Raw genomic sequence first — 23,238 nt, forward strand, 5'->3', positions numbered from 1 at the left:
CCGGCGTTGTGCGCCCTGAGGGGCGCCTTTGCGTCCTGCCGCGATTCTCCCCTCCCTATGACTAAGACCAAACATCGTGCACCCAGGGGCCCCAGGCGTCGGTGGTCCTGGAACGACCCGGGAACCCGTGCCCTGATTTATCAGATCCTGATCCTCGGTCTGGTGGCGCTGGGGGTGTGGTATCTGGCTTCCAACACGCTGCACAATCTTGCGGCGCGGAATATTTCGACCGGTTTTGCCTTCCTGCACGAGGAAGCGGGCTTTGCCATCGGCGAGTCCATGATCGATTATTCACCGGCCAGCACCTACGGCCATGCCGTCCTGGTGGGCCTGCTCAATACGCTGAGGGTTTCGGTGATCGGGGTGATTGCGGCCACTTTATTCGGCACACTGCTGGGCATCAGCCGTTTGTCGAAGAACTGGCTGATCTCGCGCCTGTCCGGGCTGTATATCGAGATCATGCGCAACATCCCGCTGCTGCTGCAGCTCTTTTTCTGGTATGCGCTCATCACCGAGGTCATGCCTGGACCGCGTCAGGCGCTCGCGCCTCTGCCCAGTGTCTTCATTTCGAATCGTGGCCTGAAGATCCCCTGGCTGAAGGGCGACGCCATGGACTGGGTCTTTGGCGGGCTCGCGCTGGCTATCGTGCTGATCGTGCTGCTGGCCCATTGGGCCCGGCGTCGCCAGGAAGCCACAGGCCGGATCTTCCCGCTGGTGCGCATGGCGCTTGTGCTGCTCGTCGTGGTGCCCCTGCTGCTTTGGTGGGCCAGCGGCAACAGTATCGAACTCGACCGGCCGGTCCTGAAGGGCTTCAACTTCCAGGGCGGGCTGAGCCTGTCACCGGAATTCGCAGCACTGCTCGCCGGGCTGGTCATCTATACATCGGCGTTCGTGGCCGAGGTCGTGCGCTCGGGGATTCAGGCGGTCGACCAGGGGCAATGGGAGGCGGCGGCCTCCATCGGTCTGCCACGTGCGCGGATCCTGCGGCTGGTCATCCTGCCGCAGGCCATGCGAGTCATCATCCCACCCATGACCAGCCAGTACCTGAATCTGACGAAGAACAGCTCGCTGGCCGTGGCTATCGGCTATCCGGACATTGTGGCCGTCACCAATACCATCCTGAATCAGACGGGTCAGGCGATCGAGGGCATCATGATCATCATGGCCGCGTACCTGGTGGTCAGCCTGTCCATCTCGGTTTTCATGAACTGGTACAACAGGCGTATTTCACTGGTGGAGCGATAGATGGACAAGGCACTCCCTGGTACACCTGATCGCCTGCCGCCGCGCGCCACCGGCGGAATCGTGGGCTGGCTGCGCACGCGCCTGTTTTCTTCGCCTCTGAATGCGGTGCTGACGATTCTCGCCATGTGGTTCCTGCTCATGGCGATTCCGGCGCTGATCGACTATCTGTTCGTGAAGCCGAATTTTTCGGCCACGACAGCGGCGCAGTGCCGCGAGACGGGCGGCTACTGCTGGGCGTTCGTGCGCGAGAAACACCGGCTGATCCTGTTCGGAATCTATCCGTATGCCGAGCAGTGGCGGCCGCTGCTGGCCTCGGTCATTCTGGTGGCCGCCGTGATCTGCAGTTGCATCCGCTGGTTTTGGAAGCCGTTTCTGGGCGTCCTGTGGCTGGTCGCGCTGGCCGCCTTCGGCATCCTGATGTGGGGGGGCGTGTTTGGCCTGACCTACGTCGAGAACAGTCGCTGGGGGGGGCTGCCGGTGACGCTCATCCTGTCGACCTTCGGCATCGCACTGGCGTTCCCGTTTGGCCTGCTGCTGGCGCTGGGGCGGCGTTCGGACATGCCTGGGGTGAAGGCGGTCTGTGTGGTCTATATCGAACTGATCCGGGGCGTGCCCCTGGTCAGCCTGTTGTTCATGTCCTCGGTCATGCTGCCGTTGTTCCTGCCGGAAGGCTTTTCCATCGACAAGCTGCTTCGGGCGCAGATTGCCATCATCCTGTTCGCGGCCGCCTATGTCGCCGAGACGGTGCGTGGCGGACTGCAGGCCATGCCCAAAGGACAATACGAGGGGGCACAGTCCATCGGTCTGAGCTACTGGCAATCCATGCGCAAGATCATTCTGCCGCAGGCGTTGAAGATCGTCATTCCGCCGCTGGTAGGGATTTTCATCTCGCTCTTCAAGGACACTTCGCTGGTGGTGATCATCGGGATCTTCGATCTGACCCAGGCGGCCAAGGCGGCCGTATCTGATGCGCTCTGGCGCGGGTACAGCACCGAGGCCTACCTGTTCATCTCCGTCATTTATTTCATTTTCTGCTTTTCGATCTCGCGCTACAGCCTGTCGCTGGAACGTCAGCTTGATCAAGGACAGAAGCGTTAGCATTTTGCGCGGGCCGCTTGCCGTGCCCGCAGGAGCCTTCATCCATGTCGGAACCCATCATCCGTCTGAAGAACGTCAACAAGTGGTACGGCCAGTTCCATGTCCTGAAAGACCTGAATCTGGATGTTGCGCCTGGCGAACGCATCGTGATTTGCGGACCGTCCGGGTCGGGGAAGTCCACGATGATCCGCTGCATCAATCGGTTGGAAGAACACCAAGAGGGCCAAATCGTCGTCGATGGCACCGAACTGACCAACGACATCAAGCAGATCGAAATCATTCGGCGCGATGTGGGTATGGTGTTCCAGCATTTCAATCTGTTCCCTCACATGACGGTACTGGAAAACCTGACGCTGGGGCCATCCTGGGTCCTCAAGCGTCCGAAGGCCGAAGCCGAGGCGACTGCCATGAAATACCTGGAACGGGTGCGGATTCCCGACCAGGCGAACAAGTATCCTGGCCAGCTCTCGGGCGGACAGCAGCAGCGGGTTGCCATCGCCCGATCCCTGTGCATGAATCCCAAGATCATGCTGTTTGACGAGCCCACCTCGGCGCTGGATCCCGAGATGGTCAAGGAAGTCCTGGATGTCATGGTGGAACTGGCTGGGGTATCCGGCATGACCATGCTCTGCGTCACGCACGAGATGGGGTTCGCGCGCAAGGTCGCCAATCGCGTGATCTTCATGGATCATGGCGAGATCATCGAGCAGAACGCGCCCGATGCCTTCTTTGATCACCCCCAGAATGAGCGGACCCGGCTGTTCCTGAGTCAGATTCTGCACTGATACACCTTTTCACAGTTGCCACCGTGCTTCTTGTTACGCTAGGGGCCTAACTGTCCACAAGGAGAGCAAAATTGGGCGCAATCACTTATCGAGCAGCTTCTACCCGAGCGGTTCATCTGGCCGCGATCGGAAGCCTGGCGCTGCTGACAGCTTGTGCGAACATGTCGCCTCAGGGCCAGAATACGGCGGTTGGCGCTGGTGCCGGCGCAGCGCTTGGGGCAGGCCTGGGCGCACTCATTGGTGATAGTAGTCACGCTGCGCTGATCGGTGCGGGCCTGGGCAGCGTCGTGGGTGGTGTTGTGGGTTACAATTGGAAGGCCGTGAAGCAGAGCGTTGAAAAATCAGGCGCATCCAGCCTGGGGGTCGCAGTGACGGAAATGCCGGATGGCTCACTGAAGGTCAACATCCCGAGCAACGTGTCCTTCAGCACGAACCAGTCGGTGCTCAAGCCGCAATTGCTCCCTGTGCTCGACAGTGTGGCGAAGGCCATGAACGAACACCCCGAATTGCGAGCCAAGTCGATCGGTTATACCGACAGCAGCGGGTCCAACGCGATCAACCAGCCTTTGTCGCAGCGGCGGGCGGCGGCGGTCACCCAGTATCTGTCCGGACAAGGCGTTGCCACTACCCGGTTGACGGCGGAAGGCCGCGGTTCGGCCAGTCCGATCGGAGACAACAGTACGCCTGAAGGCCGTGCCCTGAATCGGCGCGTGGAGTTGTTCCTGTATGCCGTGAAGCAGTAATAGCGGGTCGGCAGGTTTCTGGCGCGGTGCGGCCTGCGGTCGGCCGCGCCAGGAGACTCGCCCTAGGACGTGGCCACGCAACCTGCTTGATTGGAAAGCCAATTTCCGTATAAAATGCAAGGCTTAGTCCGCGTTTTTCTTGCCAATCGGCGATTGCATCGGCTGGCGCTTTCAGTCTGATGGCTGCTTGGCAACTGCGCGGGCTGGTATTGCAGACCCGTGGCAGACCCGTGGCAGACCCGTAGCAAACCTTGCGGCAACCCCACAGTAAGCCCGTTGTAAACCTATTTCAGGAATTCCCCATGTACGCGGTCATAAAAACCGGCGGCAAACAGTATCGTGTTTGTGCCGGCCAAAAACTGAAAATCGAACAGATACCGGCTGACATTGGGCAAGAAATTTCGCTCGACCAGGTGTTGTCCGTCGGCGAAGGCGAGTCGCTTCAGATCGGCACGCCCTTCGTCTCGGGCGCCTCGGTGCGTGCGACCGTTCTTGCACAAGGCCGTCATGACAAGGTCAAGATCTTCAAGATGCGCCGTCGCAAGCACTATCAGAAGCATCAGGGCCATCGCCAGAACTACACCGAAATCCGCATCGAAGCCGTTGCGGTCTGATCCCGGTCATCGAATTTAGGAGCTCATCATGGCACACAAAAAGGGCGGCGGCTCGACTCGTAACGGCCGCGATTCCGAATCGAAACGGCTGGGCGTGAAGGTCTACGGTGGTCAGCGCATCCTGGCTGGCGGCATCATCGTTCGCCAGCGCGGGACCCAGTTCCACCCCGGCGTCAATGTCGGCATCGGCAAGGACCACACGTTGTTCTCGCTCGTGGACGGAACCGTGCAATTCACCATACGCGGGGCGCTCAGCAAGCGCACCGTCTCGGTCGAAGCCGCAAGCTGAAGCGGCAGACAACAGTCAGCATGAGCCCTGCCGACCGGCAGGGCTTTTTTTATTAGAATAAGAAATCGGCCGCGTCACGTGGCCTGGAATCCAACCATGAAATTCGTAGACGAAGCCACCATCGAAGTCGTCGCCGGCAAAGGCGGCAACGGCGTGGCCAGCTTCCGCCGGGAGAAGTTCATCCCCAAGGGCGGGCCCGATGGCGGCGATGGCGGCCGGGGCGGCTCCATCCTTGCGGTGGCTGACCGCAACATCAACACCCTGATCGACTACCGCTACGCGCGACTGCACCGGGCGAAGAACGGCGAGAACGGGCATGGCTCGGATCGATACGGCGCGGGTGCGGATGACATCGTCCTGCGCATGCCCGTCGGGACCACTATTCTGGATGCCGATACGGGTGACCAGCTGTTCGATCTGGATCACCACGATCAAAGCGTGGTCCTCGCCCAGGGCGGTGCGGGCGGATTGGGCAACCTGCACTTCAAGTCCAGCACCAACCGTGCGCCGCGTCAGTTCACGGCGGGACGCGAGGGCGAGCAGCGGCGTCTGAAGCTGGAACTCAAGGTACTCGCCGATGTCGGGCTCCTGGGCATGCCCAATGCCGGGAAATCGACGTTCATCACGCGCGTGTCGAATGCCCGCCCCAAGATCGCCGATTACCCCTTCACCACGCTGCACCCCAATCTGGGAGTGGTGCGCACATCGCCGTCGCACAGTTTCGTTGTCGCAGACATCCCAGGGTTGATCGAAGGCGCCTCTGAAGGCGCAGGCCTGGGCCATCTGTTTCTGCGCCATCTGAGCCGCACCCGGGTCCTGCTGCATATGCTGGATGTCTATTCGCCAGATCCGGAGATCGACGCTTGTGCGCAGGCGGTGCGGGACGCCCGCGCCATCGTGCGCGAGCTGGAACGCTACAGTCCGGAGCTTGCGGCCAAGCCACGCTGGCTGGTGCTGAACAAGCTGGACATGCTGGCTGATCCGGCTGCCGTGCAGGCCCGTGTGTGCGAGGATCTGGGCTGGACCGGGCCTGTGTTCGGAATCTCTGCTCTGACGGGGGACGGTACTCAGGCGCTCACCGGGGCGCTGCAGGCGTGGTTGGATGAGCAGATGCGCAGCGCTCATGCGCACGATGCCGACCCGCGTTTTGCCGATAGGGCGCCCCCTGGCGTATCGCCGGAGGCTGACTGACTCCCATGGTCTCCCAGGATTCCGCTGTCTCCGTTGCACAAGGGGCTCATCGACTGGTCCTCAAGGTCGGTTCTTCGCTGGTCACGAACGAGGGCCGGGGCATCGACATGGACGCCGTGGCGCAGTGGGCGTCGCAGATTGCGGGGCTGCATGCCGAGGGGCGCCAGATCGTGCTGGTCTCCAGCGGCGCCATTGCCGAGGGCATGGCGCGCCTGGGCTGGCCCCGGCGTCCCGGCACCATGCCGGAGCTTCAGGCGGCGGCTGCAGTCGGCCAGATGGGCCTTATCCAGGCCTATGAGTCGGCCTTTGCCCGCCATGGCATCCGGACCGCCCAGATCCTGCTCACCCATGAGGACCTGTCGCACCGGCGGCGCTACCTGAATGCGCGCAGTACGCTGGTCACGTTGCTGAACCTGGGTGTGGTGCCTATCGTCAACGAGAACGACACGGTCGTGACCGACGAAATCCGTCTGGGCGACAACGACACGCTGGGGGCGCTGGTCACCAATCTGATCGAGGCCAATGTCCTGGTGATCCTTACCGACCAGCCGGGCCTGTACAGTGCCGATCCTCGCAAGCATCCTGATGCCACCTTCATCCACCACGGACAGGCGGGAGACCCGGCACTGGAATCCATGGCGGGGGGCTCGGGCAGCACCATCGGGACGGGCGGGATGCTCACCAAGGTTCTCGCCGCCCGGCGTGCGGCCAATAGCGGCGGGCATACCATCATCGCGTCGGGCCGTGAGCCAGACGTGCTGCTGCGGCTCGCGGCCGGCGAATCCATTGGCACGGAGCTGCGGGCCGTGTTGCCGGTCCGGTCGGCCCGCCAGCGCTGGCTGGCCAACCACCTGCGGCTGCGGGGCCGCGTGACGCTGGATGCCGGCGCAGTGCGGGCGCTCACCCAGGGCCATCACAGCCTGCTGCCGGTGGGTGTGATCGCGGTCGAGGGCGAATTCGACCGCGGCGACGTGGTGGCCTGTGTCGACGAGCACGGCGTGGAATGCGGGCGCGGCCTGATCAACTATTCATCGGCCGAGACGGCTCGCATCCTGCGGCAGCCCAGCACGCGCATCGTGGAGATCCTGGGCCACCTGTCCGATCCCGAACTGATTCATCGCGACAATCTGGTGGTGCTGCGGCCGCGCGCGGCGGCGTCCCCGAAGTAGCCGCGAATGCGGGGAATGCCCGCCGGCCCCGTCTGGACGAGGCTGGCGGGCTACTTCTGCGCCGGGATGAACTGGGTTTCCTTGACCTCTTCCATGACCACGCAGCTCTTCGTCTGCGTCACGCCAGGCAGGCGCAGCAGGATGTCGCCCAGCAGGTTCCGGTACTGGCTGATTTCCTTGATGCGCGCCTTGATCATGTAATCGAAGTCGCCTGATACCAGATGGCATTCCAGCACCTGTGGCACGCACAGGACCTCACGGCGGAACTCTTCGAAGGTGCGTTCGGATTTGCTGGACATGCTGATTTCGACGAAGACCAGCAGCCCCGCATCCAGCGCCGCCGGGGAAACCCTGGCGTGGTAACCCATGATCACGCCATCTCGTTCCAGCCGCCTGACCCGCTCGATGCAGGGCGTGACTGTCAGGCCGATGGCGTCGGCCAGCTCCGTCATGGAGAGACGGCCATTCTGCTGAAGCAGGTCCAGAATGCGTCGATCGATTTTGTCCAGGGCGTGGACGGATTCTTTCTGGATGCGCATGGCGGGAATTCCTGGTCAGGAGCTGGCTGTCGACGGGACCATGCGCCGGGCTGCGGCGCCAGGCTGGGGCGTGCCAGCATTTCATGCTGTGGGCGCTCGATTGTGCTGCCAAGTCCTCATTGTATTTCATGGAAACCTGATTTTTTCATAAAAAATTAGCCAGCTATATCGCCTATCATCATGAAAAATCATCTGTTTGAGGAACGTCATGAAGGTTCTGATCTTGGGAGCCGGCGTAGTGGGTGTCACGAGCGCCTATTACCTTGCCCGCCAGGGGCACGAAGTGACCGTCGTGGATCGCGAGCCGGACACGGCCGAAGAGACCAGCTTTGGGAATGCCGGTCAGCTCTCCTTTGGCTATTCCTCTCCGTGGGCGGCACCGGGGATTCCGTTGAAAGCGCTGAAGTGGATGTTCCAGGAGCATTCGCCGCTGACCATTCGCCCCGATGGCAGCGTGGACCAGGTCAAGTGGCTGTTGCAGATGTGGCGCAACTGCACGCCGGCGCGCTACGCCCTGAACAAAGAGCGCATGCTGCGGATGTCGTCCTACAGCCGGCAGTGCCTGCATGCACTGGAAGCCGACACCGGCATCCAGTTCGAGGGCCGGCGTCAGGGTACCCTGCAGCTGTTCCGCACCCAGAAGCAGATGGACGATGCGCAGCGCGACGTCCAGGCGCTCAGCGATGCGGGGGTGTCTTTCGAGCTTGTGGAAGGAGATCGCCTGGCACAGTATGAGCCGGCGCTGGCCCGGGTCCGCCACAAGCTGGTGGGCGGTTTGCGCACACCCGATGACGAGACGGGTGACTGCCGTCTGTTCACGCATGCGCTGACCCGGCTGGCCGAGGATCTGGGTGTCCGGTTCCGCTACAACGAAACCATTCAGTCATTGCAGCAATCGGGCGGTCGCCTGACGGGTGTGCAATGCGCCTCCGGCTTGCTGCAGGCCGATGCCTACGTCGTGGCGCTGGGTTCCTGGTCGCCCCTGTTGCTGAAGGGGCTCGTCGATATTCCGGTCTATCCGATGAAGGGTTATTCGATTACGGTGGACATCGCCGACGCGGCCTGCGCGCCCGAGTCCACCCTGTTGGACGAAACCTACAAGATCGCATTGACGCGTTTTGACCAGCGCATTCGCGTTGGCGGCATGGCAGAGGTCGTGGGTTACGACAAGTCGCTGAACCCGCGCCGTCAGCAGACGCTGGAAATGGTGCTCAACGATTTGTTCCCAGGCAGCTATCGCCCGGGTGACGTGCACTTCTGGACGGGGTTGCGCCCCAAGACCCCGGACAGTACCCCCATCGTCGGCCGTACGCCGCTGGACAACCTGTATCTGAACACCGGCCACGGCACGTTGGGCTGGACCATGTCCTGCGGCAGTGGCCAGCTGATCGCCGATATCGTGTCTGGCAACCCGACGGCAATCCGCAGCGATGACCTGGGGGTCTCGCGGTACCGTTGATCCGGGCGGTGTTCTAAGACCGGTAGTCGGCGTTGATGCTGACGTATTCGTGCGACAGGTCGCAGGTGTAGACCGTGTCGGTTACGTCGCCGCGCCCCAGCGCTACCCGTACCAGGATCTCGGCGGCTGCCATGACGCGTTGGCCGTCAGCTTCCTGGTAGCCGGGATCGCGCCCGCCGTGGCTCGCCACGCGCACGTCCCCCAGCCAGAGCGTGATCCTGGACACATCCAGATCCTCCACACCCGAATAGCCGATGGCGCACAGGATGCGCCCCAGGTTCGGGTCCGACGCAAAGAACGCGGTCTTCACCAGCGGCGAGTGCGCAATCGAGTAGGCGACTTTCAAGGCTTCTTCGGTGGTGGCTGCCTGTTCGACCTGTATCGTCATGAACTTGGTCGAGCCTTCGGCGTCGCGCACGATCTTCTGGGCCAAGTCGCGAGCGGCGTCGGTCAGCGCCTGCTCCAGCGCTGCGAAGCGCGGATCGGCGGCGGATTCGATCAATACCCCGCTTGCGCCCGTGGCCATGATGATGAAGGAATCGTTGGTCGACGTATCCCCATCCACCGTGATGCGGTTGAAGGACCGGTCCGCGATCCGCTTCACCATCGGACGCAGCAGCGCCGTCGTCAGTCCCGCATCGGTTCCCAGGAACCCCAGCATGGTTGCCATGTTGGGGTGAATCATCCCCGCCCCCTTGCTGATCCCCGTCAGCGTGACCGTCTGGCCGCCCAGCTCGATTTTCCGTGAATGGATCTTGGGCTGGGTGTCCGTGGTCATGATGCTGTGGGCCGCCTCGAACCAGTGGTCGGGGCGGGTGTCGGCGACGGCCGCCGGCAACGCGGCAATGATGCGGTTCACAGGCAGCGGCTCCAGGATTACTCCCGTGGAGAAGGGCAGGATCTGGCCGGACTCCAGGTGGAGCTGCTTCGCCAGCGCCTCACAGGTCTGGCGCGCCGCCTGCAGACCAGGGACCCCCGTGCCGGCATTGGCGTTTCCCGTGTTGATCACGAGTGCGCGGATGCCGGAGTTGCCCGCCAGGTGAGCCTCGCAGATCTGGACGGGCGCGGCGCGGAACCGGTTTCGTGTGAAGACGCCGGCCACCGATGTGCCCTCGTCCAGCAGGAATACGGTGAGATCGCGGTGGTTGGCCTTGCGCACCCCTGCTTCGGTTATGCCGATGCGGGTGCCCGGTACTGGGAAAACGTCGTTGCGTGCAGGGATGTTCAGGTTGATGGCCATGTGATGGAGACCCCAGGAAGCAGGACCGGCATGCCGTACGGAGGACGGCAATCCGGGAATCGGCTGAAAGCTGCCATTCTAATGCCGAAACGCAGCTCGCACGGCGGCCTCACAGGTGTGCGAAGACCCGTTCCGCGGCATCCAGCGTCGCCTGGATGACGGCGTCGTCGTGAGTCGCCGACACGAAGCCCGCCTCGAAGGCGGAAGGGGCGAAATGCACGCCCGCCGCCAGCATCCCGTGGAAGAACCGCTTGAAGGCTTCGGTATCGCAGGCGGAGACCTCTGCCAGACTGGTGGGCGGCGTGGCCCGAAAGTACAGGCCGAACATGCCGCCCTGCCAGTCGGCTGAGAACGGCACGCCATGGGCCTGGGCGCGCTCGATCAGCCCCAGGACCAGCGACCCGGTGTGCTGGTGCAGGGCTTCGTAGAAACCGGGCTGGGCAAGCCGGCGCAGTGTGACGCGGCCCGCGGCCACGGCGACCGGGTTTCCCGACAGTGTCCCCGCCTGGTAGACAGCCCCCAGGGGGGCGATCTGCGCCATGATGTCGGCCCGCCCGCCGAAAGCGCCGACGGGCATGCCGCCGCCGATGATCTTGGCCAGTGTCGTCAGGTCCGGCGTGATTCCCGTCAGCCCCTGGACGCCCTGGGGACCGACCCGAAAGCCAGTCATGACCTCGTCGAAGATCAGCACCGCGCCGTGCTGCGTGCAGAGCTGGCGCAGGCCTTCCAGGAAGCCCGGAGTCGGGCGCACCATGTTCATGTTGCCGGCAATGGGCTCGACGATGATGCAGGCGATGTCGTTGGGGTATTGCGCAAAGGCGGCCTGCACAGCGGCCAGGTCGTTGTAGTCCAGCACGACCGTATGGCGCACGAATTCAGGCGGGACTCCGGCCGAGGTCGGATTGCCGAAGGTCAGCATGCCGGACCCCGCCTTGACCAGCAGGCTGTCCGCGTGGCCGTGGTAACAGCCCTCGAATTTGATGATCTTGTTGCGCCCGGTGTAACCGCGGGCCAGGCGGATCGCCGACATGGTCGCCTCGGTGCCGGAGCTGACCAGCCGGACCTGCTGGATCGACGGCAGGCGCTCGATGATGGCTTCGGCGATGTCGATCTCGGCCTCGGTCGGGGCGCCGAAGGACAGGCCGTTCACGGCCGCTTGCTGGACTGCCTGTACGACTTCGGGGTCGGCGTGGCCCAGGATGGCAGGCCCCCAGGATCCGATGTAGTCGATGTAGCGGGTGCCCTCGGCATCCCATAGATAGGGGCCCTGGGCGCGCGCGATGAACGGGGGCGTGCCGCCTACCGACCGGAAGGCGCGTACGGGCGAGTTGACTCCGCCGGGGATGACGCGACAGGCGCGTTCGAAAAGTTCGATATTGCGGGACATGTCAGTAGGCCTGGGTATGGGGGATTCAGATGAAAAGATCGGTGCAGCGCTGTGCCGCTGCGCGGATGTCGGGTGCCTCGAAGATGGCGCTGATGATGGCCAGGCTGTCGGCGCCGGCCGCCAGCACTGGTGCGGAATTGTCAGCGGTCAGGCCGCCGATGGCCACCACGGCGGCACGTGGAGACTGCCGTTCGCACAGGCGCCGTCCGGTGCGGATGTGGTCCAGGGTTGCATGCTCGGCCTCGGGCTTGGTGGTGGACGGGTACAGCGCGCCGAAGGCGATGTAATCCACGTCCTGCCGCAGGCGCTGTTCAGCGATGTCTGGCCTGTCGTAGCAGGAGCAGCCCAGCAGTTTGTCCGACCCCAGCGCGAGCCGCGCCTGGATGATCGATCCGTCGTCGCGCCCCAGATGGGCGCCGTCGGCATCCAGATCGGCGGCGAGCCGCCAGTCGTCGTTGATGATGAAGATCAGTCCCAGGCGGGTGCAGATCGCATGCACTTCCCGTGCCTGGGCGCGCCGTTCGGCTGCGGCTCCGTGCTTGCGGCGCCACTGCAGCGCTACCATGCCGCCAGCGTGCGCCTGTTCGATGGCGGAAAGCAGCCTGTCGGTGTCGGGCCAGTCGGGGGTGATGCCGTACAGGCCTCTGGGAAAGCGCAGCGGGTTCATGGTGAGGTGTGCCGGAGGATGCGCTGCCCCATGCCGGGATGAAAGTGCCGGGCCAGCATGGGGGTGGCCAACGTCACGGCCTGCTGGGCGGCCTGGGCGGGCTCCTGGCCCTGGGCCAGCAGGCAGGTCATGATCGTGGCCAGCAGGCCTTCGATGTCGCTCACGCGCACGCTGGGCGCGGGCCATGGCCAGCGCCGCGAGGGCAGATCCCTGGAGTGGAAGCTCAGGCCGTTCAGATCGTTGCCCAGCGCCGCATTGCTGCACAGTACGTGCGAGATGCCGAAGTCGTGCAGGGCGGCGACCGGGCTGTCAGCCCCGGAAGCCGAGAGCAGTCCTTGGCCCGCCCAACGCTCCAGCAGGCCGGCGTCCACCACGGCCACCAGCGCCTGCGGCGCCAGCAGTTCCAGCAGCGCGCTGACCGTTTCTTCGCCGTCCAGGTCTTCCAGGTCGGGTACCGAAGGCGGACTGGTGAGCTGCAGCACAAGAGGCAGTGTGCTGTAGTCAGCGGTGATCTGCGCCAGGACGGAGATGGTCTCCGGGTCGTATTGCGGGCCGATCTTCAGTGCGCCGATAGCCATGTCTTCGAGCAGGCATCTGGCCTGGTCGTCGATCAGGTCGGGTGCCAGGCGCTGGATGGTTTCCACGCCGGCGGTATCCTGGACGTGGATGGCGGTGGCCACCGATCCCGCGTGGGCGCCAAGGTGGGAGCAGATGACTGCGTCAATGGGCAGGTTACTCGCGCCGCTTGGGTCGAAAGGGCCGAGAATCAAGGGGAGTGGTGTGACGGAAAGATCAGAAGCGGCCATATCGTGGATTGCGTGCCGGTGCGGTCATCGGCAGGTTGTGTACTATGGCCTCATTCTAATGGATGCGGCCTGCCGTGAAAGCGTCAGACCCGATTGGCGAGGCAAACTCCATGCGAACGTGGATGTGTCTGATTTGCGGCTGGATTTATGACGAGGCGGCGGGTTATCCGCAGGATGGCATTGCGCCCGGTACGCGCTGGGAAGACGTGCCGCCGAACTGGGTGTGCCCCGAATGCGGGGCCCGAAAGGAAGATTTCGAATTGATCGAGATCTGATAACCTAGGAGATATAGGCCGTGAGGCCGGTCAACCGGAGGTTGCCATGACTACAGAACCGCATGCTGCTGAAGACCGCCCGCAGATCGATCTGTCGCGGCAGTTCCTGTTGGCCATGCCGGGCCGGGTCTCGGGCGAGCTGGCCAACACGGTGATCTACGTCTGCGAGCATACCGAGCATGGCGCGTTGGGACTGGTGATCAACCGTCCCACGGACCTCACGGTGGGCGATCTGCTGCAGCGTATCGACCTGAAGCTCTCTCTGGAGATCGGGCCGATCCAGAAGGCCCCCGTGTTCTTTGGCGGACCGGTCCAGACGGATCGCGGGTTCGTGCTGCATGTCCCACAGCGCGCATATGGCTCCAGCATCGCACTGGGCGACGACGTGGCCCTTACCACCTCGCGCGACGTGCTGCAGGACGTGGCCGATGGCCGTGGCCCGGAACACGTCCTGGTCACGCTGGGGTACGCCGGCTGGGGGGCGGGGCAGCTCGAGGACGAACTCGTGCGCAATGCCTGGCTCAACGTCCTCGCGACGCGCGAGATCCTCTTCGAGACGCCGGCCGAGGACCGCTACGATGCCGCGCTAGCCCAGCTTGGCATCCGGCCGTCCATGCTGACAGGTGACGCGGGGCATGCCTGACCCGGCATCCGGCCGTGCCTGCGAACGGACGCTGCTGGCATTTGATTTCGGGCTGAAAAAGATCGGTGTGGCGATTGGAAACACGCTGACGGCCCAGGCGCGCCCGCTCTGCATCCTGCGGCCCGCAACCCGCGACCAGCGCTTCGCCCAGATCGGGCCCCTGCTTGCGCAGTGGCAGCCCGATGCTGTCGTGGTGGGCCTGCCTCTGACGCTGGATGGCGATGAACAGCCTGCGTCGCTTCAGAGCCGCCGCTTCGCACGTCAGATCGAAGGCAGATACCATGTGCCGGTGCTGCTGGTGGATGAGCGCGGCTCCAGTCTGGAGGCGCAGCATATCCTGGGATCGAATGCGCCCGATGATGCCGTGGCCGCCGCCGTCATCCTGCAGCGCTATCTGGACAGCCTGCCCTAGTTAACCAGACAGGGCATTAGCGCCCGCGGTATTCGGGCGGGCGCTTTTCCAGAAATGCCTGCATGCCTTCGGCGCGATCGGCTGTCTTGAAGACTTCCGTGACCATCTGGCGCTCGAATGCCAGCCCCTTGGACAGGGGTTGCTCGAAGGCTTCGCGGGTGGCTTTCTTGGCGTATTGCACCGACAGAGGAGGCCTGGATGCAATCACGGCCGCGATCGACCGGGCCCGGGCGACGACCTGGGCGTCGGGGACCACCTCGGCCACCAGCCCTGCTTGAAGGGCGCGGGCGGCCGGGATCCGTTCACCGCTCATGATCATGTACATGGCCAGGGCCTTGCCGACAGCGCGGGGCAGGCGCTGGGTTCCGCCGTCTCCGGGGATCACGCCGATGGTGATTTCGCCCTGGCCGAATGAGGCGCCTTCGCCGGCGATGATGAGATCGCACAGCATGGCGAGTTCCAGTCCGCCGCCGATGGCGGGGCCGTTGACGGCGGCGATCAGGGGCTTGGGAAAGTGTTCGATCTGTCGCCAGCGTTCCAGCCGGCCCTCGTCCAGATACCAGTCCACCCCCTGGGTGGCCATTCCGGAGATGTCCGATCCAGCAGAGAAAATCCGTTCCGAACCGGTCAGGACGACGCACCGGATGGCCGGCGTGTCCAGGGCCGTCCGAAGCTGGGCACAGAGTTCCACCATCAGTTCCGTGCTGAGCGAATTGGCCTTGCGGGGGCGATTCAGCGCCAGCATCATGACGCCGTCGTCCGTGATCTCGGTCAGGACGAGATTCATGGCGGCGGGATCCGGTGAGGGGTGAGCCATGGCTAGGCGACTTTTGCGTAGACGGATTTGGGTGTCAGACCTGCCTGGTCCAGCCAGTGCGCCAGGCGCTTGGGATTGTGGGTGGACTTCAGCGGTGGGCGCACATAGGCATTGGGCAGGCGGCCCAGCGCAACCAGCGATTCCTTCATTCTGGCCTGCCAGTCGATGTACGGGGCCTCGTAGAAGGCCTGCACGGCGGCATAGATGCGGTCGCCGACTGCCTTGGCGCGCGGCAGATCGTTTTGCTGGAAGGCTTCGAACAGCGCTACCTGCAGATTGGCAATCACGCTGCCGGCACCGGAGATGATGCCCCGCACGCCCATGGGGACCGAGCCCATGAGCCAGGACGAGTGGGTCGTCAGGACGCTGACCGGCCGGGCCAGCGCGTGGAGGTTGCGGACCTGCTTTTCGTGCAGTGCCGGATCCGAACACATGTCCTTGATGGCGACGATCTGGGGAATGGTTTCGCAGACCTTGATCAGCGTGTCGAAGGAAAGCTGCAGCCCGGTCCATTTTGGGAACTGGAAGAGCACGATCGGCAGGTCCGTCGCGTCAGCCAGCGCCTTGTAGTAGTCCACGAACAGCTCGGGGCGGTCTTCCCCGCGGAACATCAGGACATTGGGTGGGAAGGCCAGCAAACAGCGCGCACCGCCGGCGGCGGCCATGCGCGCGAGTTTCTGGGCATAGCGCGTGCTTTCCGAATAGATGCCGCAGATGATGGGCGTGTGGTCGTCGACCATGTCCATCGTCAGGTCCAGGGCAAGCTTCTGCTCCTCGAAGGACAGCGTATGGACCTCTGCGGCGTGGCCGTTGATCACCAGCCCGGTGACCCCCGCCGTGCCGGCCAGGTCCTGTACGTGCCGCTTGTAAGCGGCCTGGTCGATTTCCAGGTCGGCCTGGAAGGGCATGAGGACGGCTGGAATGACGCCTTCGGGGGTGTAGAGGGAAGAAGAACCCATGGTGCTCGCTCCTGGAAAAGAGGGATGATGGAGTCTGACCGTGCCGCGCAGTCGCACGGTGGAGCATGGTGAGCTGAAACGTGCAGGCATGAGACGCAACGATGCGCACCCCGCTTGACCTGGTCAGATAGCCACTTCGTTGGAAACCGATTTCATCAGATATTACATCAAAAAATCTGTTCATACTTAGTGGTTTATCCCTATTCATGAATCCTCAGATCGAAATTATGCTGCTGGAAATGTAAACGTTTTCTATTAAATCCATCCCCCACTTGATTCGATCTCCCTTGCGGCAGGATCTTTTCGGCAATGAATGACGACATGTTGAACGGAATGAAGGTACTCGGACTCTGCCATTACCTGCAGGGCCCGGCCGCAACCCAGTATCTGGCGGATTTGGGGGCGGATGTCATCAAGATCGAACCCATCGCCGGCGCGCACGAACGCCATTGGGCTGGGGCAGACTCCTTCATCGATGGCGTCAGCTCGTTCTTTCTGTGTGCGAACCGGAACAAACGCAGCCTGGCTGTCGACTTGAAGACCCCGGAAGGGCGTGACATCGTCGAGCGCCTGATTGCCCGCAGCGATGCGGTAGTCGAGAATTTCCGTCCCGGTGTGCTGGACCGCCTGGGGTTCGGCTACGAGCGGGCGCGCGAGATCAACCCGGCCTTGATCTATGCGTCGGCCACCGGGTTTGGCGCTTCGGGGCCGATGCGCGACAGTCCGGGCCAGGACCTGCTGGTTCAGGCCCGATGCGGTCTGGTGGCGGGTACCGGTGAACGCTTCACGGCGCCCAAGGCCGTGGGTGCGGCCGTCGTGGACCAGCATGGGGGCGCGCTGCTGGCCATGGCGGTGGTTGCCGCCTACGTCAGGAAGCTCACCTCCGGGCGCGGGGCCCGCGTGGAATCCAGCCTGTTCAATGCAGGGCTGGATCTCCAGGCCGAAGCGCTTGCCGCCTATATCAATGCGGGTGTGGAGCGTGATCGCTACCGGCGCCATCCCGATCTGGCCACCTGGTTTCACGAGGCGCCTTATGGGGTGTACCGTACCCGCGACGACCGTTTCGTCGTCATCGGCCTGAACGATCCGGTCCTCCTGGCGCAGACCTTGAACAGCAGCCGGCTCATGTCGCTGGCCGAATGCAACCGCTACGAGGACCGGGATGTCTATGCGGCTGCAGTAGCCGAGGCCGTCCTGGGGTTCGACTTTGGCGACTTTTCAGCTCGCTTCGACCAGTCGGGCCTGTGGTACGCACCCGTGCAGGACTACGCCGACCTTCAGGTGGACCCCCAGGCGCTCCACAACGAGGTCTTCGAGACTATCGAAACCGGCGGGCTGCGCTTTACGCTGCTGAACGCGGCAGTCCGCTATGATGGCAAAAAATTGCCGACCCGGCGGTTTGCGCTGGCGGCGGGCGCCGACACTCATGCCATTTTGTCTGATCTGGGGATGGATGCGGCGCAGATCGACGATCTGGTGGCGCGCCGCGTCGTGGCGGCGCCGCCAGATCCTGCTTCAGATACAGTGCGAACTCGACCCTTCGCGGGAGCCCTGCATGAGTGACCGCTCTGTCAGCCGGCGGGCTGCCATCGTGACCGGCGGGCGCCGGGGGATCGGCCGCGCCATCGCGTATGCGTTGGCCGAGGGCGGGTTTGACCTGCTGGTCAACGACATCCGGGAAGACGAACTGGCCGTCGAGACCGTTGCCGGTCTGCAGGCGCGTGGCGCCGAGGTCGAATTCGTCTGCGGCGACATCGCGCAGCACGACACACACCAGCGCATTGTCGATGCCGTGTACGACCGGTTTGGTCGTCTGGACGCGCTGGTCAATAACGCTGGTGTCCAGGTGCGCAAGCGCGGTGACCTGCTCGATGTCACTCCCGAACGTTTCGACGAGGTCCTGAACATCAATCTGCGTGGCACGTTTTTCCTGACTCAGACAGTCGCCCGGCGCATGCTGGCAGACGGCTCGGGCGAATCGGGGCGCTCCATCGTGGTGCTGTCGTCCTCGAACGCGCATCTGGTTTCGGCCGAGAAGGGGGAGTACTGCATTTCGAAGTGCGGCCTCTCGATGATGGCCAAGCTCTTTGCCCTCCGCCTGGCTCGGGCCGGCATCTCGGTGTATGAGATCCAGCCCGGGCTGATCCGCACAGACATGACGGCCGAAGTCCGCGAGATGTATGGCGCAATGATCGAACAAGGCCTGTCGCCGGTGCCTCGGTGGGGCGAGCCGGAAGACGTGGCGCGCGCCGTGGCCACGCTGGTGTCGGGGCTGATCCCGTTTGCGACGGGCAACGCGATCAGCATCGATGGGGGGCTGATGATCCCCCGATTGTAATCACGACGTTCTGAAGGAGACATTCACGACGAAAAACCGGTGGTTGCTGTACCCCGATTCATACGAAAAAATCATTCCATCGCGACAGGAGGACTTATGAAAATGTTGAGAAACGTCTGGCTGGGTGGCTTTCTGGCCGCAGTGATGCTGTTGGTGAGCGCTGCTGCAAGTGCTCAGTCCATCAATGATATTGTCAAGCGCGGGAAGGTGCTGATCGGCGTCAACAGCGGTGCGCCACCGTTCAGCTTCGTGGATGCGGACGGCAAGGCCAAGGGCCTGGATGTGGATGTGGCCAATCTGTTCGCGCATTACCTGGGCGTCCCGGCGGTGATCACGACTTATACGACAGCGGCGCGGATTCCCGCACTGGAAGCCGGCAAGGTCGATTTCATGATCGCCACCCTGGGCGCGACACCAGCGCGTGCGAAGGTGGTGATGTTCACCGGGTCGTATAACGTATTCCCGCTGGTCGTGGCCGGGCACAAGGACGCTCATTTCAAGACCATGGATGATCTGATCGGCAAGAAGGTCGCCATTGCCCGAGGAACGCCTCAGGAAGCCGCGCTGATGCGTGTCTCGCCCAAGGGTGTTTCGCTGGCGCCGTTCGATGACGACCTGACGGCCACCCAGGCGCTGCTCACGAAGCAGGTCGACGCTGTGGCGATCCCCGAGACCATCTACAAGGAAGTCCTGAAGACCCGGCCCAATGCCGATATCGCCGTGATGTTCCCGTTCCACAACGACTTCCAGTCGATTGCGGTACGCACGGGGTCCTTCGAACTGCTGCAGTGGCTGAACACGACGCTCTCGTATATCAAGAACAACGGAGAGCTGGACGCACTTGCCGTGAAGTGGGTTGGTCACCCGATGCCTAAAGACATGCCGGTATTCTGAGTGACGTATGGCCTTTGACTTGCAATTTGCGCCAGTCCTGGATCAGTCGCCTGCACTGATCCAGGCCTTCTGGCTCACCATCAAGCTGTCTTTCGCGGCCATTGTGCTGGGTGGGACCGTCGGGCTGGTTGCTGCCAGCCTGCGGGTGTTGATGAAGCGGAAGTTCCGGGTGATCGTCGACTTGTATGTCGAGACCATCCGGAACACGCCGTTTCTGGTTCAGCTCTACATCATCTTCTTTGGCCTGCCGTCCCTCGGCATCCGCATGCCGGCGCTCTACGCCGGGCTGCTGGCCATGGTGATCAACCTCGGCGCCTACAGCGCCGAAATCTTCCGGGCGGGGGTGGACGCCACGCATCGCTCCCAGATCGAAGCCGGCCTGTCGCTGTCGCTGACGCGCTTCCAGGTCTTCCTGCACATTGTGCTCAAGCCCGCCGTGGCCAAGGTCTGGCCTTCTCTGGTCAGCCAGTTCATCCTGACCATGCTGACCTCCAGCGTGTGCTCATTCATTTCCGTCCAGGAACTCTCCGGCGAATCGGCGACCATCCAGTCCATGACCTTCCGCAGCTTCGAGGTGTACATCATTGCCTCGCTGCTCTACCTGGCGCTCGCCCTGGTGCTGAAAGCCTTGCTCACACTGCTGGGGCATTATCTGTTTGCGCAACGGCTCCCTCGCCGGCACGGTTGGTGGCGGCGCACCGCCGAAAAGGGGAGCCAGTCATGATCCGTCCCTTTGGGTGGACCGAGTTCCTGTTCCTGGTGCAGTCGGCCGGTTGGACGCTGGTTCTGACGCTGGTGGCATCCTTGCTGGGCGGGATACTGGCGATGGCAGTCGCGATCGCCAGGGTGTCGTCGAATCGGATTCTGCGGGAGTCTTCCCGCGTCTACATTGGGATCATTCAGGGGATCCCGGTCCTGATGGTTCTTTTCCTGTCGTACTACGGGCTTGCGCAAGCCGGTTTTGATCTGCCGCCTGTAGTGGCTGCCTCCATGGCGCTTTCGATTTACGCGAGCGCCTATCTGGGCGACATCTGGCGTGGCGCCATTCAGTCCGTCCATGTCCAGCAATGGGAGGCTTCAGCCTCTCTGGCACTGACCCGGGCGCAGCAGTATCGGTACGTGATTCTGCCGCAGTCGGTCAAGATCGCGCTGCCGCCCACCGTCGGCTTTCTGGTGCAGCTGGTGAAGAACACCTCGATCGTCTCGATCGTCAGTGTCATCGAATTGACGCGTGCCGGGCAGCTGGTCAACAACGTGACCTTCGAACCGTTCAAGGTCTTCATCACGGTGGCGCTGATCTATCTGGCCATCTGCTATCCCATGTCGCGTTTCAGCCGTTATCTGGAGGGGAAGACCGGTGTCTATCTTGACAGTTGAAGATGTCCACAAGCGCTTTGGCGACAACGAAGTCCTGAAGGGCGTTTCGATGAATGTGGAACGCGGTCAGGTGATCGCGCTGCTCGGCCGCAGCGGTTCCGGCAAGAGCACGTTGTTGCGCTGTCTCAATGGGCTCGAAGTCATCGACAGCGGTCGGATCGAGATTTCCGGGCACACCATGGATTACGAGCCCACAAGGCTGCGCGCCTTGCGCAAGGACGTGGGGATCGTGTTCCAGAGCTACAACCTGTTCCCGCACCTGTCAGTGGCCCAGAACATCATGCTCGCGCCCCGGCTGGTGAAGGGTGTGGACGAGAAGAGCAACCGCCAGCTGGCCGAGCAGGTCCTGGACCGGATCGGGTTGCTGGACAAGATCGACGCCTATCCGGACAAGCTGTCGGGCGGGCAGCAGCAGCGGGTGGCGATTGCGCGCGCCCTGGCGATGGATCCGCGGGTGATGCTCTTTGACGAGGTGACCTCGGCGCTGGATCCGGAACTGACTGAAGAAGTCCTGGCTGTCATCGAGCAGCTGGCCCGGGACGGTATGACGATGCTGCTGGTGACGCACGAGATGAATTTCGCGCGCCGCGTGGCCAGCACGATCATCTTCATGCACGAGGGGAAGATCTGGGAGACGGGCGAACCAGAGGCGATGTTCGAGCACCCCCGGACAGCGGAATTCAAGTCGTTCACCAGCCGGAACGTCAAATAACGGGATCGAACAGAGGCCAATATGGACATGGCGGCTGAAGACGCTTTTTACCTGAAGGTCGGGGATCACGTCCGATTTTCAAAGACGGTTGCGGAGAGCGATGTCTATCTGTTTGCAGGCATCACCGGGGACCTGGCCCCGGTCCACACCAATCAGCAATACATGAGCCAGTCGTTTTACGGCCAGCGCATCGTCCACGGGGTGCTGGTCATGGGTTTCATGTCCACGACTTCGAGCATGATGGTGGCCCGGATTTCGGGCGAAGAGGATGGCGAGGTGCCGGTGTCCCTGGGCTACGACCGGGTCAGGTTCGTCAAGGCCGCCCTGATGGGCGATACGGTGACGGTGGACTACGAAATCACCGAGGTGGATCGGGAGCGCCGGCGCACCATGGCTGCCGTGGTGGCGCGCAATCAGCATGGTGAAACGCTGGCGGTGGCCCAGCACATCCTGAAGTGGGTCAGGCGGGGCTAGTACCCTCGTCGTCAGGGCTGCGGCGGCGCCGTGGTGCCCCGAAGAATCAGGTTGGCTTCCAGTTCGGTGTATTCCACCTGTGGCTTGCCGGAGAGTCGGGCGATGAGGTGGCGGGCCGCCCCTGCCCCCATCGCGATCGCCGGGACCTCGATGGTCGTGAGCCCCGGGCTCAGGTGGGCGCAGAATTCCAGGTTGTCGAATCCCACCACCGAGAGCTCGTCGGGGATCGCAATGTGCCGACTGGCGCATTCCATGATGACGCCAAAGGCGAGCACATCGGACGCACAGAAGATCGCGGTGGGGTGGGGCTGGGTGGTCAGGAGCGAGCGCAGCGCCTCGCGGCCGGCGGCGATGGTGTAGGGCGCTTCGACCAGATGCCGGTCGGGCAGCGTGAGTCCTTTCTGTTGCAGGGCGGCGCGCACGCCGTTGACGCGATCGCTCGCGCGGTCGTTGTCGTGTGTGATCCCGGCGATCATGGCGATACGCGTGTGGCCCAGATCCGTCAGATGGTGGATCACCTTCGCCACCACCGCCTCGTTGTCGAAACCGATGCAGGAGCGGCTGGATCCGCGCTGGTAGACGTAAGTATTGATCGCAGGGATCTTTTGCTCGCGGAGCATCGCTTCCAGGTCAGGATGGTGGTTCCCGCCAATCAGCACCAGGCCTTCGACGCCGCGCTCGACCAGGGTCTTGGCCTGTCTCAGTTCCTCTTGGTGGTCGTAGCCCGAGGACGTCACCAGCAGCGAGTATCCGCTTTCGCTCAGCGTGCGTTGCAGGGCCGCGATCTGGTTGTTGTAGATCGCGTATTCCAGCGTGGGCAGGATGGTGCCGATCAGGCGCGTCCGGCGAGATCGCAGGGCGCGGGCAGCGCTGTTGGGGACGTAACCCAGCTGGATGGCAACAGCACGTATGGATTCCCGGGTATCGCGCTGGACCTTGTCGGGTTCAGACAGGGCGCGTGAAGCGGTGGCCACCGAGACGCCTGCTGCGAGCGCGACGTCCTTCAGGGACACCCGGCGGTGGTCGCCGCGCAGCGTGCGGTCCGTAGAAGCTTTTTGAAGGTGCAGAGATGTCGGCATGGGCCTGACCAGAGTTCCGGAGTACT

At 63.2% G+C, this 23,238-nt stretch carries 27 protein-coding genes; 19 read left to right on the plus strand and 8 right to left on the minus strand.

Annotated features, from left to right (window positions below; all coding sequences use genetic code 11):
- Positions 1 to 57 precede the first annotated feature (57 nt).
- From EPN31_RS11825 to proB, 8 genes are all read left to right on the plus strand, one after another.
- The gene (locus EPN31_RS11825) at positions 58 to 1,245 is read left to right on the plus strand and encodes an amino acid ABC transporter permease (protein WP_291773371.1); all 1,188 of its coding nucleotides are present in this window, start codon (positions 58 to 60) and stop codon (positions 1,243 to 1,245) included.
- Positions 1,246 to 2,343 (plus strand): amino acid ABC transporter permease, encoded by a 1,098-nt coding sequence (locus EPN31_RS11830; protein ID WP_291773373.1) that lies wholly within the window; start codon positions 1,246 to 1,248, stop codon positions 2,341 to 2,343.
- A gap of 44 nt (positions 2,344 to 2,387) precedes the next feature.
- The gene (locus tag EPN31_RS11835; protein WP_291773375.1) at positions 2,388 to 3,128 is read left to right on the plus strand and encodes an amino acid ABC transporter ATP-binding protein; all 741 of its coding nucleotides are present in this window, start codon (positions 2,388 to 2,390) and stop codon (positions 3,126 to 3,128) included.
- A 161-nt stretch (positions 3,129 to 3,289) separates the two neighbouring features.
- Complete coding sequence (locus EPN31_RS11840; protein WP_291773866.1) at positions 3,290 to 3,871, plus strand: OmpA family protein; 582 nt, start codon at positions 3,290 to 3,292, stop codon at positions 3,869 to 3,871.
- Between the two features lie 302 nt (positions 3,872 to 4,173).
- Positions 4,174 to 4,485: a 50S ribosomal protein L21 gene (rplU, locus tag EPN31_RS11845; protein WP_291773377.1), complete on the plus strand. Its 312-nt coding sequence runs from the start codon at positions 4,174 to 4,176 to the stop codon at positions 4,483 to 4,485.
- Between the two features lie 28 nt (positions 4,486 to 4,513).
- Positions 4,514 to 4,774: a 50S ribosomal protein L27 gene (gene rpmA, locus EPN31_RS11850; protein WP_291773378.1), complete on the plus strand. Its 261-nt coding sequence runs from the start codon at positions 4,514 to 4,516 to the stop codon at positions 4,772 to 4,774.
- A gap of 96 nt (positions 4,775 to 4,870) precedes the next feature.
- Complete coding sequence (gene obgE, locus EPN31_RS11855) at positions 4,871 to 5,965, plus strand: GTPase ObgE (protein WP_291773380.1); 1,095 nt, start codon at positions 4,871 to 4,873, stop codon at positions 5,963 to 5,965.
- A gap of 5 nt (positions 5,966 to 5,970) precedes the next feature.
- Positions 5,971 to 7,134 carry a glutamate 5-kinase gene (gene proB / locus EPN31_RS11860; protein WP_291773382.1) on the plus strand — a complete coding sequence of 388 codons (1,164 nt, stop codon included), beginning with the start codon at positions 5,971 to 5,973 and terminating at the stop codon, positions 7,132 to 7,134.
- Between the two features lie 50 nt (positions 7,135 to 7,184).
- Here proB and EPN31_RS11865 read toward each other — a convergent pair whose 3' ends face one another.
- Complete coding sequence (locus tag EPN31_RS11865) at positions 7,185 to 7,673, minus strand: Lrp/AsnC ligand binding domain-containing protein (RefSeq protein WP_291773384.1); 489 nt, start codon at positions 7,671 to 7,673, stop codon at positions 7,185 to 7,187.
- 208 nt (positions 7,674 to 7,881) lie between these two features.
- Between EPN31_RS11865 and EPN31_RS11870 the strand changes: the two genes are divergently transcribed.
- The gene (locus EPN31_RS11870; RefSeq protein WP_291773385.1) at positions 7,882 to 9,132 is read left to right on the plus strand and encodes a D-amino acid dehydrogenase; all 1,251 of its coding nucleotides are present in this window, start codon (positions 7,882 to 7,884) and stop codon (positions 9,130 to 9,132) included.
- 13 nt (positions 9,133 to 9,145) lie between these two features.
- Here EPN31_RS11870 and argJ read toward each other — a convergent pair whose 3' ends face one another.
- The 4 genes from argJ to EPN31_RS11890 form a co-directional block, all read right to left on the minus strand.
- Positions 9,146 to 10,372 carry a bifunctional glutamate N-acetyltransferase/amino-acid acetyltransferase ArgJ gene (gene argJ, locus EPN31_RS11875; RefSeq protein WP_291773387.1) on the minus strand — a complete coding sequence of 409 codons (1,227 nt, stop codon included), beginning with the start codon at positions 10,370 to 10,372 and terminating at the stop codon, positions 9,146 to 9,148.
- 109 nt (positions 10,373 to 10,481) lie between these two features.
- Positions 10,482 to 11,759, minus strand: a complete 1,278-nt coding sequence (gene hemL, locus EPN31_RS11880; protein ID WP_291773389.1) for a glutamate-1-semialdehyde 2,1-aminomutase — start codon at positions 11,757 to 11,759, stop codon at positions 10,482 to 10,484.
- A 25-nt stretch (positions 11,760 to 11,784) separates the two neighbouring features.
- Positions 11,785 to 12,426, minus strand: a complete 642-nt coding sequence (thiE, locus tag EPN31_RS11885) for a thiamine phosphate synthase (RefSeq protein WP_291773391.1) — start codon at positions 12,424 to 12,426, stop codon at positions 11,785 to 11,787.
- A complete protein-coding gene (locus tag EPN31_RS11890; RefSeq protein ID WP_291773393.1) occupies positions 12,423 to 13,232 on the minus strand; it encodes a bifunctional hydroxymethylpyrimidine kinase/phosphomethylpyrimidine kinase in 810 nt (269 codons plus the stop codon). Before EPN31_RS11890 ends, thiE begins: the two co-directional genes overlap by 4 nt.
- 110 nt (positions 13,233 to 13,342) lie before the next feature.
- Between EPN31_RS11890 and EPN31_RS11895 the strand changes: the two genes are divergently transcribed.
- From EPN31_RS11895 to ruvX, 3 genes are read left to right on the plus strand one after another with little or no spacing between them, the layout of a single operon-like run.
- The gene (locus EPN31_RS11895; protein ID WP_291773394.1) at positions 13,343 to 13,507 is read left to right on the plus strand and encodes a rubredoxin; all 165 of its coding nucleotides are present in this window, start codon (positions 13,343 to 13,345) and stop codon (positions 13,505 to 13,507) included.
- 46 nt (positions 13,508 to 13,553) lie between these two features.
- Entirely contained in the window at positions 13,554 to 14,150 is a 597-nt protein-coding gene (locus EPN31_RS11900; protein ID WP_291773396.1) for a YqgE/AlgH family protein, read from the plus strand.
- Positions 14,143 to 14,562, plus strand: coding sequence for a Holliday junction resolvase RuvX (gene ruvX, locus EPN31_RS11905; protein WP_291773398.1), 420 nt, complete (start codon positions 14,143 to 14,145; stop codon positions 14,560 to 14,562). Before EPN31_RS11900 ends, ruvX begins: the two co-directional genes overlap by 8 nt.
- A 16-nt stretch (positions 14,563 to 14,578) precedes the next feature.
- Here the strand turns inward: ruvX and EPN31_RS11910 are convergent, their stop codons facing one another.
- Both EPN31_RS11910 and EPN31_RS11915 read right to left on the minus strand, forming a co-directional pair.
- Complete coding sequence (locus tag EPN31_RS11910) at positions 14,579 to 15,349, minus strand: enoyl-CoA hydratase-related protein (protein ID WP_291773400.1); 771 nt, start codon at positions 15,347 to 15,349, stop codon at positions 14,579 to 14,581.
- A gap of 32 nt (positions 15,350 to 15,381) precedes the next feature.
- Positions 15,382 to 16,338 (minus strand): dihydrodipicolinate synthase family protein, encoded by a 957-nt coding sequence (locus EPN31_RS11915; RefSeq protein ID WP_291773402.1) that lies wholly within the window; start codon positions 16,336 to 16,338, stop codon positions 15,382 to 15,384.
- A 309-nt stretch (positions 16,339 to 16,647) separates the two neighbouring features.
- On the opposite strand from EPN31_RS11915, the gene EPN31_RS11920 reads away from it, so the two are divergent.
- The 7 genes from EPN31_RS11920 (at position 16,648) to EPN31_RS11950 (ending at position 22,133) form a co-directional block, all read left to right on the plus strand.
- Positions 16,648 to 17,901, plus strand: a complete 1,254-nt coding sequence (locus EPN31_RS11920) for a CaiB/BaiF CoA-transferase family protein (protein WP_291773404.1) — start codon at positions 16,648 to 16,650, stop codon at positions 17,899 to 17,901.
- Positions 17,894 to 18,676 carry a 3-ketoacyl-ACP reductase gene (locus tag EPN31_RS11925; RefSeq protein ID WP_291773406.1) on the plus strand — a complete coding sequence of 261 codons (783 nt, stop codon included), beginning with the start codon at positions 17,894 to 17,896 and terminating at the stop codon, positions 18,674 to 18,676. Before EPN31_RS11920 ends, EPN31_RS11925 begins: the two co-directional genes overlap by 8 nt.
- A 96-nt stretch (positions 18,677 to 18,772) precedes the next feature.
- Positions 18,773 to 19,570, plus strand: a complete 798-nt coding sequence (locus EPN31_RS11930) for a transporter substrate-binding domain-containing protein (protein WP_291773408.1) — start codon at positions 18,773 to 18,775, stop codon at positions 19,568 to 19,570.
- A gap of 7 nt (positions 19,571 to 19,577) precedes the next feature.
- Entirely contained in the window at positions 19,578 to 20,294 is a 717-nt protein-coding gene (locus tag EPN31_RS11935; protein WP_291773410.1) for an amino acid ABC transporter permease, read from the plus strand.
- Entirely contained in the window at positions 20,291 to 20,947 is a 657-nt protein-coding gene (locus tag EPN31_RS11940) for an amino acid ABC transporter permease (RefSeq protein WP_291773412.1), read from the plus strand. Before EPN31_RS11935 ends, EPN31_RS11940 begins: the two co-directional genes overlap by 4 nt.
- Positions 20,928 to 21,659, plus strand: coding sequence for an amino acid ABC transporter ATP-binding protein (locus tag EPN31_RS11945; protein WP_291773415.1), 732 nt, complete (start codon positions 20,928 to 20,930; stop codon positions 21,657 to 21,659). The genes EPN31_RS11940 and EPN31_RS11945 overlap by 20 nt, the downstream gene beginning before the upstream one ends.
- Positions 21,660 to 21,686: 27 nt before the next feature.
- Positions 21,687 to 22,133, plus strand: a complete 447-nt coding sequence (locus EPN31_RS11950) for a MaoC/PaaZ C-terminal domain-containing protein (protein WP_291773417.1) — start codon at positions 21,687 to 21,689, stop codon at positions 22,131 to 22,133.
- An 11-nt stretch (positions 22,134 to 22,144) separates the two neighbouring features.
- On the opposite strand, the gene EPN31_RS11955 is transcribed toward EPN31_RS11950, so the two are convergent.
- Positions 22,145 to 23,212 carry a LacI family DNA-binding transcriptional regulator gene (locus EPN31_RS11955; RefSeq protein ID WP_291773418.1) on the minus strand — a complete coding sequence of 356 codons (1,068 nt, stop codon included), beginning with the start codon at positions 23,210 to 23,212 and terminating at the stop codon, positions 22,145 to 22,147.
- Positions 23,213 to 23,238: the final 26 nt, after the last annotated feature.

This window comes from Castellaniella sp., assembly GCF_004321985.1.
Classification (GTDB): domain Bacteria; phylum Pseudomonadota; class Gammaproteobacteria; order Burkholderiales; family Burkholderiaceae_B; genus Castellaniella.

Excerpts from the sequence above, each read along its gene's own strand:
- EPN31_RS11825 (WP_291773371.1), top strand. The coding sequence starts at position 58 with ATGACTAAGACCAAACATCGTGCACCCAGGGGCCCCAGGCGTCGGTGG.
- EPN31_RS11830 (WP_291773373.1), top strand. The coding sequence starts at position 1,246 with ATGGACAAGGCACTCCCTGGTACACCTGATCGCCTGCCGCCGCGCGCC.
- EPN31_RS11835 (WP_291773375.1), top strand. The coding sequence starts at position 2,388 with ATGTCGGAACCCATCATCCGTCTGAAGAACGTCAACAAGTGGTACGGC.
- EPN31_RS11840 (WP_291773866.1), top strand. The coding sequence starts at position 3,290 with ATGTCGCCTCAGGGCCAGAATACGGCGGTTGGCGCTGGTGCCGGCGCA.
- rplU (WP_291773377.1), top strand. The coding sequence starts at position 4,174 with ATGTACGCGGTCATAAAAACCGGCGGCAAACAGTATCGTGTTTGTGCC.
- rpmA (WP_291773378.1), top strand. The coding sequence starts at position 4,514 with ATGGCACACAAAAAGGGCGGCGGCTCGACTCGTAACGGCCGCGATTCC.
- obgE (WP_291773380.1), top strand. The coding sequence starts at position 4,871 with ATGAAATTCGTAGACGAAGCCACCATCGAAGTCGTCGCCGGCAAAGGC.
- proB (WP_291773382.1), top strand. The coding sequence starts at position 5,971 with ATGGTCTCCCAGGATTCCGCTGTCTCCGTTGCACAAGGGGCTCATCGA.
- EPN31_RS11865 (WP_291773384.1), bottom strand. The coding sequence starts at position 7,673 with ATGCGCATCCAGAAAGAATCCGTCCACGCCCTGGACAAAATCGATCGA.
- EPN31_RS11870 (WP_291773385.1), top strand. The coding sequence starts at position 7,882 with ATGAAGGTTCTGATCTTGGGAGCCGGCGTAGTGGGTGTCACGAGCGCC.
- argJ (WP_291773387.1), bottom strand. The coding sequence starts at position 10,372 with ATGGCCATCAACCTGAACATCCCTGCACGCAACGACGTTTTCCCAGTA.
- hemL (WP_291773389.1), bottom strand. The coding sequence starts at position 11,759 with ATGTCCCGCAATATCGAACTTTTCGAACGCGCCTGTCGCGTCATCCCC.
- thiE (WP_291773391.1), bottom strand. The coding sequence starts at position 12,426 with ATGAACCCGCTGCGCTTTCCCAGAGGCCTGTACGGCATCACCCCCGAC.
- EPN31_RS11890 (WP_291773393.1), bottom strand. The coding sequence starts at position 13,232 with ATGGCCGCTTCTGATCTTTCCGTCACACCACTCCCCTTGATTCTCGGC.
- EPN31_RS11895 (WP_291773394.1), top strand. The coding sequence starts at position 13,343 with ATGCGAACGTGGATGTGTCTGATTTGCGGCTGGATTTATGACGAGGCG.
- EPN31_RS11900 (WP_291773396.1), top strand. The coding sequence starts at position 13,554 with ATGACTACAGAACCGCATGCTGCTGAAGACCGCCCGCAGATCGATCTG.
- ruvX (WP_291773398.1), top strand. The coding sequence starts at position 14,143 with ATGCCTGACCCGGCATCCGGCCGTGCCTGCGAACGGACGCTGCTGGCA.
- EPN31_RS11910 (WP_291773400.1), bottom strand. The coding sequence starts at position 15,349 with ATGAATCTCGTCCTGACCGAGATCACGGACGACGGCGTCATGATGCTG.
- EPN31_RS11915 (WP_291773402.1), bottom strand. The coding sequence starts at position 16,338 with ATGGGTTCTTCTTCCCTCTACACCCCCGAAGGCGTCATTCCAGCCGTC.
- EPN31_RS11920 (WP_291773404.1), top strand. The coding sequence starts at position 16,648 with ATGAATGACGACATGTTGAACGGAATGAAGGTACTCGGACTCTGCCAT.
- EPN31_RS11925 (WP_291773406.1), top strand. The coding sequence starts at position 17,894 with ATGAGTGACCGCTCTGTCAGCCGGCGGGCTGCCATCGTGACCGGCGGG.
- EPN31_RS11930 (WP_291773408.1), top strand. The coding sequence starts at position 18,773 with ATGAAAATGTTGAGAAACGTCTGGCTGGGTGGCTTTCTGGCCGCAGTG.
- EPN31_RS11935 (WP_291773410.1), top strand. The coding sequence starts at position 19,578 with ATGGCCTTTGACTTGCAATTTGCGCCAGTCCTGGATCAGTCGCCTGCA.
- EPN31_RS11940 (WP_291773412.1), top strand. The coding sequence starts at position 20,291 with ATGATCCGTCCCTTTGGGTGGACCGAGTTCCTGTTCCTGGTGCAGTCG.
- EPN31_RS11950 (WP_291773417.1), top strand. The coding sequence starts at position 21,687 with ATGGCGGCTGAAGACGCTTTTTACCTGAAGGTCGGGGATCACGTCCGA.
- EPN31_RS11955 (WP_291773418.1), bottom strand. The coding sequence starts at position 23,212 with ATGCCGACATCTCTGCACCTTCAAAAAGCTTCTACGGACCGCACGCTG.